This window comes from Streptomyces finlayi (genome assembly GCF_014216315.1).
Classification (GTDB): domain Bacteria; phylum Actinomycetota; class Actinomycetes; order Streptomycetales; family Streptomycetaceae; genus Streptomyces; species Streptomyces finlayi_A.
The window spans coordinates 1,932,846-1,945,021 of record NZ_CP045702.1 but is presented as its reverse complement, the minus strand read 5'-3'; the positions used below and the strand labels follow the sequence as shown (position 1 = coordinate 1,945,021).

Annotated in this window: 15 protein-coding genes and 1 pseudogene; 15 read left to right on the top strand and 1 reads right to left on the bottom strand. The window is 68.2% G+C overall.

The annotated features are described in order from the left end of the window. The first annotated feature begins 106 nt into the window (after positions 1–106). The gene (ffh, locus tag F0344_RS08785) at positions 107–1,654 is read left to right on the top strand and encodes a signal recognition particle protein (RefSeq protein ID WP_185298249.1); all 1,548 of its coding nucleotides are present in this window, start codon (positions 107–109) and stop codon (positions 1,652–1,654) included. 77 nt (positions 1,655–1,731) lie between these two features. Here the strand turns inward: ffh and F0344_RS08780 are convergent, their stop codons facing one another. Further along, on the bottom strand, positions 1,732–2,604 hold the full coding sequence (locus F0344_RS08780; protein WP_185298248.1) for a methyltransferase domain-containing protein: 873 nt from the start codon (positions 2,602–2,604) through the stop codon (positions 1,732–1,734). A gap of 570 nt (positions 2,605–3,174) precedes the next feature. Between F0344_RS08780 and F0344_RS08775 the strand changes: the two genes are divergently transcribed. The 14 genes and pseudogenes from F0344_RS08775 (at position 3,175) to F0344_RS08715 (ending at position 12,109) form a co-directional block, all read left to right on the top strand. Beyond that, the gene (locus F0344_RS08775) at positions 3,175–3,768 is read left to right on the top strand and encodes a hypothetical protein (protein WP_185298247.1); all 594 of its coding nucleotides are present in this window, start codon (positions 3,175–3,177) and stop codon (positions 3,766–3,768) included. A 157-nt stretch (positions 3,769–3,925) separates the two neighbouring features. Continuing rightward, complete coding sequence (rpsP, locus tag F0344_RS08770) at positions 3,926–4,363, top strand: 30S ribosomal protein S16 (protein ID WP_185298246.1); 438 nt, start codon at positions 3,926–3,928, stop codon at positions 4,361–4,363. Between the two features lie 2 nt (positions 4,364–4,365). Then, a complete protein-coding gene (locus tag F0344_RS08765) occupies positions 4,366–4,605 on the top strand; it encodes an RNA-binding protein (RefSeq protein ID WP_173316147.1) in 240 nt (79 codons plus the stop codon). A gap of 86 nt (positions 4,606–4,691) precedes the next feature. Further along, entirely contained in the window at positions 4,692–5,282 is a 591-nt protein-coding gene (rimM, locus tag F0344_RS08760; RefSeq protein WP_185298245.1) for a ribosome maturation factor RimM, read from the top strand. Beyond that, on the top strand, positions 5,279–6,100 hold the full coding sequence (gene trmD, locus F0344_RS08755) for a tRNA (guanosine(37)-N1)-methyltransferase TrmD (RefSeq protein ID WP_185298244.1): 822 nt from the start codon (positions 5,279–5,281) through the stop codon (positions 6,098–6,100). The genes rimM and trmD overlap by 4 nt, the downstream gene beginning before the upstream one ends. Before the next feature lie 126 nt (positions 6,101–6,226). Continuing rightward, complete coding sequence (gene rplS, locus F0344_RS08750) at positions 6,227–6,577, top strand: 50S ribosomal protein L19 (protein WP_185298243.1); 351 nt, start codon at positions 6,227–6,229, stop codon at positions 6,575–6,577. Between the two features lie 45 nt (positions 6,578–6,622). Next, a complete protein-coding gene (gene lepB, locus F0344_RS08745) occupies positions 6,623–7,393 on the top strand; it encodes a signal peptidase I (RefSeq protein ID WP_185298242.1) in 771 nt (256 codons plus the stop codon). Then, positions 7,386–8,459, top strand: coding sequence for a signal peptidase I (gene lepB / locus F0344_RS08740; protein WP_185298241.1), 1,074 nt, complete (start codon positions 7,386–7,388; stop codon positions 8,457–8,459). The genes lepB (F0344_RS08745) and lepB (F0344_RS08740) overlap by 8 nt, the downstream gene beginning before the upstream one ends. Positions 8,460–8,806: 347 nt before the next feature. Continuing rightward, on the top strand, positions 8,807–9,217 hold the full coding sequence (locus F0344_RS08735) for a hypothetical protein (protein WP_185298240.1): 411 nt from the start codon (positions 8,807–8,809) through the stop codon (positions 9,215–9,217). Between the two features lie 191 nt (positions 9,218–9,408). Then, a pseudogene (locus F0344_RS35590) lies at positions 9,409–9,648 on the top strand (signal peptidase I); the annotation flags it as partial. Continuing rightward, a complete protein-coding gene (gene lepB / locus F0344_RS08730) occupies positions 9,551–10,444 on the top strand; it encodes a signal peptidase I (protein ID WP_185302582.1) in 894 nt (297 codons plus the stop codon). The pseudogene F0344_RS35590 and the gene lepB (F0344_RS08730), both read left to right, overlap by 98 nt. A 50-nt stretch (positions 10,445–10,494) precedes the next feature. Next, positions 10,495–11,259 carry a signal peptidase I gene (gene lepB, locus F0344_RS08725; protein ID WP_185298239.1) on the top strand — a complete coding sequence of 255 codons (765 nt, stop codon included), beginning with the start codon at positions 10,495–10,497 and terminating at the stop codon, positions 11,257–11,259. Continuing rightward, positions 11,249–11,737, top strand: coding sequence for an NUDIX hydrolase (locus tag F0344_RS08720; RefSeq protein WP_185298238.1), 489 nt, complete (start codon positions 11,249–11,251; stop codon positions 11,735–11,737). The genes lepB (F0344_RS08725) and F0344_RS08720 overlap by 11 nt, the downstream gene beginning before the upstream one ends. Positions 11,738–11,800: 63 nt before the next feature. Next, positions 11,801–12,109, top strand: a complete 309-nt coding sequence (locus F0344_RS08715) for a DUF2469 domain-containing protein (protein ID WP_003965949.1) — start codon at positions 11,801–11,803, stop codon at positions 12,107–12,109. Positions 12,110–12,176 lie beyond the last annotated feature (67 nt).

Sequence of the window (12,176 nt, the reverse complement as noted above, 5' to 3'; positions counted from 1 at the left end):
CCGTCCGTCACGAGAGACGGGCGAGGGCTTCGTGTTCTCCGGTGGCCGGATACCCTGGAGTGCGACTGACCTGCCCCGCCCCCGACCCTGAGGACCGACGAGCGCCGTGTTCGATACTCTCTCCGACCGCCTTGCCGCGACTTTCAAGAACCTCAGGGGCAAGGGCCGCTTGTCCGAGGCGGACATCGACGCCACGGCTCGCGAGATCCGTATCGCGCTGCTGGAAGCCGATGTCGCGCTCCCCGTGGTCCGCGCCTTCATCGCCAAGGTCAAGGAGCGGGCGCTCGGCGCCGAGGTCTCCCAGGCCCTGAACCCGGCCCAGCAGGTCGTCAAGATCGTCAACGAGGAGCTTGTCGGCATCCTCGGCGGCGAGACGCGGCGCCTGCGGTTCGCGAAGAACCCGCCCACCGTGATCATGCTCGCGGGTCTGCAGGGTGCGGGTAAGACGACCCTCGCCGGAAAGCTCGGTCTCTGGCTCAAGGGCCAGGGCCACTCCCCGCTGCTCGTCGCCTGCGACCTCCAGCGCCCCAACGCCGTCAACCAGCTCAGCGTCGTCGCGGACCGTGCCGGGGTCGCGGTGTACGCACCGGAGCCGGGCAGCGGCGTCGGTGACCCGGTCAAGGTCGCCAAGGACTCGATCGAGTTCGCGAAGACCAAGGTCCACGACATCGTCATCGTCGACACCGCCGGCCGCCTCGGCATCGACCAGGAGCTGATGCGGCAGGCCGCGGACATCCGCGACGCCGTCAGCCCCGACGAGATCCTCTTCGTCGTCGACGCGATGATGGGCCAGGACGCGGTCAACACCGCCGAGGCCTTCCGCGACGGCGTCGGCTTCGACGGTGTGGTCCTCTCCAAGCTCGACGGTGACGCCCGCGGTGGCGCCGCCCTGTCGATCGCCCACGTCACGGGCAAGCAGGTCATGTTCGCGTCGAACGGCGAGAAGCTCGAGGACTTCGACGCCTTCCACCCGGACCGCATGGCCTCGCGCATCCTCGACATGGGTGACCTGCTCACCCTGATCGAGCAGGCGGAGAAGACGTTCAGCCAGGAAGAGGCCGCCAACATGGCCTCCAAGCTGGCGTCGAGCAAGGGCAAGGACTTCACCCTCGACGACTTCCTGTCGCAGATGGAGCAGGTCAGGAAGATGGGCTCCATCTCCAAACTGCTCGGCATGCTGCCCGGCATGGGGCAGATCAAGGACCAGATCAACAACATCGACGAGCGCGATGTGGACCGTACGGCCGCGATCATCAAGTCGATGACCCCGAAGGAGCGCGCCGAGCCGACACTCATCAACGGTTCGCGCAGGGCCCGTATCGCCAAGGGTTCGGGTGTCGAGGTCTCCGCCGTGAAGAACCTGGTGGAGCGGTTCTTCGAAGCCCGCAAGATGATGTCGAAGATGGCCCAGGGCGGCGGCATGCCCGGGATGCCGGGCATGCCGGGCATGGGTGGCGGCCCCGGCCGTCAGAAGAAGCAGGTCAAGCAGGCCAAGGGCAAGCGCAAGAGCGGTAACCCGATGAAGCGCAAGGCCGAGGAGCAGGCCGAGGCGGCCCGCCGTGAGCAGGCGGCGCAGGGCGGTGCGCTGGGTCTGCCGGCCCAGGAGGACAAGAACTTCGAGCTGCCCGACGAGTTCAAGAAGTTCATGGGCTGATCCGGTCGCCGAGGGACACGCGTAAGGGGCGCCCTCCCGGAGAGGGCGCCCCTTACGCATGTCCCGGGTGCACGGTCTCAGGAGACGCACACCAGATAGCGGAACACGTTGGGCATCCACACCGTGCCGTCAGGCCGGCGGTGCGGATGCAGTGCCTCCGCGACCTCCTTCTCGACCTGGGACCGGTCGGTCGCCCGGACGGCCGAGTCGAAGAGCCCGGTCGACAGCAGCCCGCGCACCGCACTGTCCATATCGGCGTACCCGAACGGACAGGACACCCGGCCCGAACCGTCCGGCTTCAGCCCTGCCCGCGCCGCCACGTCCTCCAGATCGTCGCGGCGGGCCGCCCGCAGGCCGGCCGACCGCGGTGCCCGGGCGGACTCCGCCAGCCGGGCCGCCACCCGCAGTACCGGTGCCGTGGCACACCGCTCGGGCGGGCCCCAGCCGGTCAGGACCACGGTCGTGCCCCGGGCGGCCAGCCGCACCGCCGATTCCAGAGCGGGCGAGAGCCCTTCGGAATCACCCGTCACACAGCCGATCGGGTTGAACGCGGTCAGGAGGTTGTACGGTGCCTCGCCCGCGGCGGGGGCGGCGGCGGGCGGTCCACCGACGAACAGCCTCGGCTGCTCCGCCGGTGCCTGTTCCGGCGTGCCGGCCCATCCGGCGTCGGGCAGGAGACGCTCGCGGGCCAGCGCGAGCCGTTCACGGTCGGTGTCGACGCCGGTGACGCGTGCGCCACGAGCGGCCGCGATCAGCAGTGCCAGCCCGGATCCGCAGCCGATGGAGAGCATCCGCGTGGCGGCCCCGACTTCGAGCCGTTGGTACACCGCCTCGTACAGCGGTGCCAGCATCCGCTCCTGGATCTCGGCCCAGTCGCGGGCACGGGTACCGGCGTCCACCGTGGCGGACGAATCCGCATACCTGTGGTGCCGGACGAGCGTTGGTGTCATGAAAGCGCCCCAATCCGCCAAGAGGTCGGTCGTGCCCGAGTGGACGGCCCCCCGTGTGCGTACGCCCGCAGCCCCCCGCATGTCAGAGAACTCCGCATCCGCGGTCTCGTCCAGGGGTTGGATGGCCATGCTTGTCCGCCCAGGTCGTGCACCCCCGCCGACCAGCAGCTTCGGCGGACGGATTCACACGACATCGGGCTCTGCGGGCTCGTGCTCTTCCCTCCCCAGTCTTACCCGACACGTGACCGGGAGCACGTCGAGCGCTCCGCGCCGGGTTCAGCGGGCTCCGTACGCCCGGGCCGGTCCCCGGGCGTACGGAACGCCGGGTAGGGTCGGCCCTGTCCCGGCTGCCGCCGCGCCGGAGCCCGCAGGGGCTCCCACGCCGCCCCGCGACTACGCGCCGGACGTACGCGGCGCTACGTACCACCTTGGTGCGAGCTGTGTGACTTCTCCTCAGATCAGCGCACCCGCCCTCGTCCGGACGCATCGACGGCAACTGACTGGTACGTGCAAATTATTTGGGATGCCCCGGAATAGGAACACCGGGGCACTCAGGCTCGTTGTCACGACGTGAGCACGACACCACCTGTACTTGCCGCAGAGCTGGCACAGGCGTGGGCCGATATTCAGCGGTACCACCCCGAGCTGCCCGATCTTGCCGCGCCCGAGTCCCTGATCGGAGAGTCGTCGTCCGCCTGTGGCGCCGAACTCTCCTTCGAGCGACTGCTGCATGAGGCAGTCCACGGCATCGCCGCCGCGAGAGGTGTCCGCGACACCTCACGCGCAGGCCGATACCACAACCGGCGATTCCTCGCGATCGCAGAGGAGATGGGCCTCGATCATGCCGAGGAGCCTCATCCCAGCAGCGGATTCTCGCTGGTCACCCTCAACCCGGAGGCCAAGCGGAGGTACCGGCCCACCATCGAACGGCTCCAGCGCGCCCTCAAGGCGCACACCGTCGCCACGGCCGCCGACACCAAGCGGTCCTTCCGCGGGCCGGCCGCCAGGCACGGCTCCTCCGGAGGCGGCGTGCGGGTCAAGGCCGTCTGCGACTGCGGACGCAATGTGCGCGTGGTCCCCTCGGTCCTCGCGCAGGCCCCGATCGTCTGCGGGGGCTGCGGAAAGCCGTTCAGGATCCCGGAAGCGGCGGTCGCGGTGGGGTGACCCGTTGCGGTGTGGCACAATGGACAGCTGTTACTCGACAGTCGCATAGGACCCCTCTCTCCTCCGGCTGACGCGTCCGTCGGGCACGCGAGTACCGCAACCCCACGTGGCATCTACGTTGTGCCCAACCACGTCAAGACCAGGAGACACCACTTCCGTGGCAGTCAAGATCAAGCTGAAGCGTCTGGGCAAGATCCGTTCGCCTCACTACCGCATCGTCGTCGCCGACTCCCGTACCCGCCGTGATGGTCGGGCCATCGAGGAGATCGGCCTGTACCACCCGGTGCAGAACCCCTCGCGCATCGAGGTCAACGCAGAGCGCGCGCAGTACTGGCTCTCCGTCGGCGCTCAGCCGACCGAGCCGGTTCTCGCGATCCTCAAGCTCACCGGCGACTGGCAGGCCCACAAGGGCCTTCCGGCCCCGCCGCCGCTCCTGCAGCCGGAGCCCAAGGCTGACAAGCGCGCCCTGTTCGAGGCTCTGACTTCGGACGGCGACGAGGCCAAGGGTGAGGCCATCACCCAGAAGGCCAAGAAGGCCGACAAGAAGGCGGACGAGGCGGCTGACGCTGCGTCCACCGAGTCGACCGAGGCCTGAGCATGCTCGAGGAGGCTCTCGAGCACCTCGTGAAGGGCATCGTCGACAATCCCGACGATGTGCAGGTCGCCTCGCGCGACCTGCGCCGTGGACGCGTGCTGGAAGTCCGGGTTCACCCGGACGACCTCGGCAAGGTGATCGGCCGTAACGGCCGCACCGCTCGCGCTCTGCGTACCGTCGTGGGTGCCATCGGCGGCCGTGGTATCCGCGTCGACCTCGTCGACGTGGATCAGGCTCGCTGAGGAGTTGAACACCGGCCAGGGCCGGGGAGGGCTTTCGAGCCGTCCCCGGCCTTTGTCGTCCGTAAACGATCACCAGGAGAAGCAGCGTGCAGTTGGTAGTCGCACGGATCGGCCGTGCCCATGGCATCAAGGGCGAGGTCACCGTCGAGGTGCGCACGGACGAGCCCGAGCTGCGGCTCGGCCCCGGTGCCGTTCTGGCCACCGAGCCCGCAGAGACCGGACCGCTGACGATCGAGACCGGCAGGGTCCACAGCGGAAGGCTGCTGCTCCGCTTCGAAGGCGTACGGGACCGTTCGGGCGCGGAGGCCCTCCGTAACACCCTCCTGATCGCCGAGGTGGACCCGGACGAGCTTCCCGAGGACCCCGAGGAGTTCTACGACCACCAGCTCATGGACCTCGACGTGGTCCTCGCCGACGGCACCGAGGTCGGCCGGATCACCGAGATCACGCACCTGCCGTCCCAGGACCTGTTCATCGTGGAGCGCCCGGACGGCAGCGAGGTGATGATCCCCTTCGTCGAGGAGATCGTCGGTGAGATCGACCTGGAGGAGCAGCGTGTGGTCATCACACCGCCGCCCGGGCTGATCGACGAGAGCGAGGCCGTGGTCGCCACCTCACGCGAGGAGGAGGGCGAGGAGGGCGACGAGTCCGCCCCGTCCGGGGACGGCACCCGATGAGGCTCGACGTCGTCACGATCTTCCCGGAGTACCTGGAGCCGCTGAACGTCTCTCTCGTCGGCAAGGCGCGCGCCCGCGGCCGGCTCGACGTGCACGTCCACGACCTCCGCGAGTGGACCCACGACCGGCACAACACGGTCGACGACACCCCGTACGGCGGCGGTCCGGGCATGGTCATGAAGACCGGCCCCTGGGGCGACTGCCTGGACGAGACGCTGGCCGACGGTTACGAGGCCGGGGCGCACTCCCCGGTGATCGTGGTGCCCACGCCCAGCGGCCGGCCCTTCACCCAGGAACTCGCCGTCGAGCTCTCCGAGCGGCCGTGGCTGATCTTCACGCCCGCCCGGTACGAGGGCATCGACCGCAGGGTGATGGACGAGTACACCACCCGTGTGCGGGTCATCGAGGTGTCCATCGGCGATTACGTCCTGGCCGGCGGGGAAGCCGCCGTACTGGTCATCACGGAAGCCGTGGCACGGCTGTTGCCGGGCGTCCTCGGCAACGCCGAATCGCATCGCGACGACTCCTTCGCGCCCGGAGCCATGGCCAGTCTGCTGGAGGGCCCCGTCTACACCAAGCCGCCGGAATGGCGCGGCCGGGGCATTCCGGAGGTGCTGCTCAGCGGGCACCACGGAAAGATCGCGCGATGGCGCCGGGACGAGGCCTTCCGCCGTACCGCGCTCAACAGGCCTGATCTGATCGAGCGTTGCGATGCCTCGGGCTTCGACAAGAAGGACCGGGAGATGCTTTCCATCCTGGGCTGGTCCCCGGGGCCGGGCGGCCGATTTTGGCGCAGGCCCGAGGGCATGGAAGAATGACGCTGCTGTACGTCCGGCGTGCGCCCCTGCCACAGGGGGACAGACGCCCGCCCGACGCGATCAGCACCCGAATCTTCCCTCTCTCCCGTCGATGACCTGTGGCATCGGCGAAGAAAGCAGAAACACATGACTCATCTGCTCGATGGCGTCAACGCCGCCTCGCTGCGTACCGACGTCCCGGCGTTCCGCGCCGGTGACACCATCAACGTCCACGTGCGCGTGATCGAGGGCAACCGCTCCCGTATCCAGCAGTTCAAGGGCGTCGTCATCCGCCGCCAGGGCGCGGGCGTCAGCGAGACCTTCACGGTCCGCAAGGTCTCCTTCAGTGTCGGCGTCGAGCGCACCTTCCCGGTGCACAGCCCGATCTTCGAGAAGATCGAGCTCATCACCCGCGGTGACGTCCGTCGCGCCAAGCTCTACTTCCTCCGTGAGCTGCGCGGCAAGGCCGCGAAGATCAAGGAGAAGCGCGACCGCTGAGCTGACTCCAAGGTCCTCGGTACGGCCGGATAAGCTTCGGCTCCGATGGACACGGACACACAGCACACAGAGCGCGATCGCTCCTTCGGACCCGCAGAAGGGCCGGAGGAGGGGTCGCGCTTCTCGCGTATCCAGGGCCGGATGTCCACCGCGATGTCCTGGAGACGGGCCGTCTCGCTGGGGGCCGCCCTCACGGTGGTGCTGCTCCTGTTCAGCAACTTCGTGGTGCAGCCCTTCCTCATACCCAGCGGCTCGATGGAGCCGACGCTGCGGGTCGGGGACCGGGTGCTCGTCAACAAACTGGCGTACCGTTTCGGCCCCGCTCCGCAGCGCGGCGACGTCGTGGTCTTCGACGGCACGGGCTCCTTCGTGCAGGAGACGTCCGGGGGCGACCCCCTCGCCGCGCTGCTGCGCGGTGCGGCGTCGTCCCTGGGTCTGGCCGAACCCGCCGAGACCGACTTCGTGAAGCGGGTGGTGGGCGTGGGCGGCGACCGCGTGGTCTGCTGCGACCAGCGGGGGAGACTCCAGGTGAACGGCCGGTCAGTGGACGAGCCGTATCTCTACCGGGGCGACGAACCGTCCTCGGTGGCGTTCGACGTCGTCGTCCCCCAGGGCTCCCTGTGGATGATGGGCGACCACCGGAGCAACTCCCGCGACTCCCGGGAGCTTCTGGGCCGGCCCGGTGGCGGGATGGTCCCCGTGGACATGGTGATCGGGCGGGTCGACTGGCTCGGCTGGCCATTGGGCCGGCTGGGCTCCGTGCCCGGAACCGGCGCATTCGACGGCGTAGGGGTACCGGGCGGAGCCCATGGGTAACCGCGGGCGCCCGCGCGGTGCGTCCGAGGAGGAGATCCCGCTGCCGACCGGGACCAGGCCGACCTCACGCCGCTCCCTGCCGACCAGGGCGGAGCGCCGCAAGCTGGCCCGCAAGGTCAAGCGGCGCAGGCGCAGGTCGGCGGCGAAGGAGATACCCCTCCTCATCCTCGTGGCGCTGCTGATCGCGCTGGTGCTCAAGACCTTTCTCGTGCAGGCGTTCGTGATTCCGTCCGGTTCGATGGAACAGACCATCCAGATCGGCGACCGGGTACTGGTCGACAAGCTGACGCCGTGGTTCGGGTCGAAAGCGGAGCGCGGCGACGTCGTCGTGTTCAACAACCCCTCCGACTGGACCCCGCCGGTTACGGTGCAGGAGGAGGAATCGCCCGTCGTCGTCAAGCAGGTGAAGCAAGCCCTGACCGCTGTCGGGCTGCTGCCCTCCGACGACGAACACGACCTGATCAAGCGCGTGATCGCGATCGGCGGCGACACAGTGAAGTGCTGCGACGAAGACGGCAGGATCACCGTCAACGGCGTCCCGCTCGACGAACCGTATCTGTATCCGGGCAATCCGCCCTCCACGCTTGAATTCGAGGTAAAGGTTCCGGCCGGCCGGATTTTCGTGATGGGCGACCACCGCTCCAATTCCGCCGATTCGCGCTTCCACCTGGACAAGACGGCCAACGGCACGGTCTCCGAAGACGCGGTGGTAGGACGCGCCGTCGTGATCGCCTGGCCGATCGGTCATTGGCGCAAGCTGGAAGAACCGGATACCTACGCCTCGGTCCCGAACGCGCGCGCCGGGACGACGGAGGCGTCCACCCCGTCGAGAAGTCTGTCCTCCCAGGATCGTTACGGAACGGTCCTGCTCCCGATCTTCGCGGAACTCGCGCTGGTTATGGCAGTGGTGGGCCTACACCGACCAGGGTGCGGGCGGCGGCACGGATTGAGGAGTGGATGTGGGGGATCTGACGGTCGGCGCACGATCCGGACACGACGAACCCGAGGACCGGCCGGTGAACGCCGGGGCTCAGGGGGAGGCGTTGGTGGGCCGGACGGAGAGTGAAGGCGACTTCCCGGACGTCGGCGATCCGGGTGACCGGTTCAAGGTGAAGTGCCTCAAGGCAGGCTCTGGGTGATGGGCGCTCACCGCCACGACTCGATGGGCTCTCGCTATCACCAGTTGTACCCGGGTGATCGGGATTCTGAGTGCTGCGCCACTGGTGTGGCGGCGGCGTTGGGGTGCGGCCCCGTGGACCCGTTGCCGTGGAGCGGGGCCCGACCGGAGCCCCGCCCTCCGCAGGAGTGAAGCTAACGGTTGGGACACAGGCGCGCGAAGCGGCTCTGCTCAAGATCAGTACCCTTTATTTTTACTTGCGTTCACAAGATGTTCGATAGTGGGGTGGGATTGGTATGCGCACGACACGGATTCGGGTACTTGGGGCGGTGGCGGCTTCGGCCGCGCTGGTAGGACTGGCCAGTTCGCCGGCTTCGGCAGGGACGTCGGTCTCCTCTTGGGGCCAAAGCGTCAAGTCCAGCTGCGCCAACGGCTCGCACGGTCGGTTCGAGGATGCCGGCGAGATATTCAATCTCACCGACTCCTGTGCGGACGGCTGGTCGGCGGTTCTCAAGGTGGACGTCGCTCCTTACAAGTCGGATGGTGGGTACGACTTCACCATCTGGAACACGCAGTCGGCGGGCAACACGGTGTCGGTGAACAAGGCGTACGCGGAGGGGACCGGGGTCTGCATCCAGGCCGGCCTGGGCGAGTACTCGAGTGGCGAGTGGGGAATGTGGGGGTACTGGACGTGCGGCGTTTCCTGACCCTCGCGTCGCTCTGAAGCATGAGGGGCGTGCTGACCTGAGACGGGGCGGTGAATTTCGGCTGTCGTCAGCCGGAAGACATCGCCCCGTTTCGCGTCGGCACATCACCGGGCCCGATGGCCTGGAGGTGAAGCCGGCGGCACGTACGGCGATCGGCAGCGCGAGCTCAGGGCGAGGAGGGCGTCGGCCTGTCGAATAGTGTGTCCTCCCAGGATCGTTAAGGAATGGTCCTGCTCCCGATCCCTGCGGAACTCCCGCTCGTTATGGGAGTGGTGGGCCTGCGCCAACCGGGGTGCGGGCGGTGGCACGGATTGAGGAGTGGATGTGGGGGATTTGGCGGTCGGCGCACGATCCGGACACGACGGACCCGAGGACCGGCCTTCGAGCGCCGGGGCTCGGGGGGAGCCGTCGGTGGACCGGACGGAGAGTGACGGCGACTCCCCGGTCAGCGGTGGCAGGGCTCCGAAGAAGCAGCGCTCCTTCTGGAAGGAACTGCCTCTGCTCATCGGCATCGCGCTGATTCTGGCGCTGCTGATCAAGACGTTCCTGGTGCAGGCGTTCTCGATCCCGTCCGACTCGATGCAGAACACTCTGCAGCGGGGCGACCGGGTGCTGGTCGACAAGCTGACACCGTGGTTCGGCGCGGAGCCGGAGCGCGGCGAGGTCGTGGTCTTCCACGACCCGGGCGGCTGGCTCGAGGACACAGTGACGCCCGAGCCCAACGTGGCGCAGAAGTTCCTCAGCTTCATCGGGCTCATGCCCTCCGCCGAGGAGAAGGACCTGATCAAACGGGTCATCGCGGTGGGCGGCGACACGGTGGAGTGCAAGAAGAACGGACCGATGACCGTCAACGGCAAGGCTCTGGAGGAAAAGTCGTTCATCTTCGCCGGGGACACGCCCTGCAACGATGAGCCGTTCGGGCCGATCAAGGTGTCCGAGGGGCGCATCTGGGTGATGGGTGATCACCGGCAGAATTCGCGCGATTCCCGATATCACCAAGAACTTCCTGGCCAGGGCACGGTTTCCACGGACGAGGTCGTCGGCCGGGCCATCGTGGTCGCGTGGCCGATCAACCGCTGGGCGACCCTGCCGATCCCGAGCACATTCGACCAGCCGGGGATCAACGTGGCAACGGGGCTGATGCCGGGAGCACTCGGTGCAGTCGCAGCGTTGCCCCTCGTGTTGTGGCGTCGCCGGAGGCTGACCCGCGGGCGTACCGCCGGGTAGGGTGCCGACTCGGATCAGCGATTGTCGATCTCCGATGGGGGAGCGCTGGGATGAGCGGAACAGGACGAACGGGTGACGGCCGCGGCCGGCTCGGCAATGTGTTGTCGAGCCTGGCCGTGGCCGTCGGCTGTGTGCTCTTCCTCGGCGGCTTCGCCTGGGGAGCCGTGGTGTACAAGCCCTACACGGTGCCGACTGCGTCCATGAGCCCGACGGTCGCGGCCGGGGACCGGGTGCTCGCGGAGCGGATCGACGGCGCCGACGTGAGGCGTGGGGACGTGGTGGTCTTCACCGACTCGGTGTGGGGTGACCAGCCGATGGTGAAGCGAGTGGTCGGGACCGGCGGCGACAAGGTCGCCTGCTGCGATGCCGACGGACGGCTGACCGTTAACGGCGAACCCATTGACGAACCGTATCTGCAGGGGCAGTCCTTCGGTGAGGGCCGGGCAGGGGCCCCGGTCGCGCAGCAGGACTTCAGGGCAGCGGTGCCCAAGGGGCGGGTGTTCCTCCTAGGTGACGAGCGCAGCACCTCGCTGGATTCCAGGGTCTACCTGGACGACCCCGGACAGGGATCGGTGCCGCTCAGCGCCGTGCACGCCCGACTGGACGCCGTCGCCTGGCCGTCCCAGAGCCTGATCGAGCGGCCGCGGAGCTTCGCGGGACTGCCCGGCGGGATCTCGGCCGCCGGACCGCTGCTGCTCCAGCTGGGCGCCGCGGCGGTGGGTGCCCTGCTGATCCTGGCCGGGTCCGTCCACAGCGCCGTCGTCGCACGGGCCTCGCGCCGCACCCGCACGGCGGAGCCCGCGCGTGGCCGCTGAGTCGCGCAGGGTCGCCCGGGTGGTACTCCTCGATCCGGACGACCGCGTTCTCCTCCTGCACGGGTTCGAGCCGGCGGACCCGGCGGAGACCTGGTGGTTCACCCCGGGTGGCGGCCTGGAGGGCCAGGAGACCCATGAAGAGGCCGCGCTGCGTGAGCTCGCGGAGGAGACGGGGATCGTGGACGTGGAGCTCGGCCCGGTTCTCTGGAAGCGGACCTGCTCGTTTCCGTTCGACGGGCGGCGCTGGGACCAGGACGAGTGGTACTTCCTCGCCCGGACGGCGCGGACCGTCACGGTCCCGACGGCCTTCACCGACCTGGAGCTGCGCAGTATCGCGGGCTCCAGGTGGTGGACTTCCACCGAACTGCTGGCGGCGCGTGAGACGGTGTACCCGACCAGACTCGCCGAGCTGCTGCGCACGCTGCTCGACGAGGGTCCTCCACGTCATCCGCTGGTCCTGGCTCCCGAAATCGTCTAATCGGCCGGGAGCGGGAGAGGCTGACGCACAATAGGGGGACGCACGGCTGAAGGGGAACATGCCATGAGCGCCGAGGACCTCGAGAAGTACGAGACCGAGATGGAGCTGAAGCTCTACCGGGAGTACCGCGATGTCGTCGGTCTGTTCAAATATGTGATCGAGACCGAACGGCGCTTCTACCTCACCAACGATTACGAGATGCAAGTGCACTCGGTCCAGGGTGAGGTCTTTTTCGAGGTGTCCATGGCGGACGCCTGGGTCTGGGACATGTACCGGCCCGCCCGGTTCGTCAAGCAGGTCCGTGTTCTGACCTTCAAGGACGTCAACATCGAGGAGCTCAACAAGAGCGATCTCGAACTTCCGGGTGGCTGAGTTATCCACAATCACTGAGTTATCCACCAAGATCCACCCGTTCCGGCCCGAGACGGCAGAGTCGGTG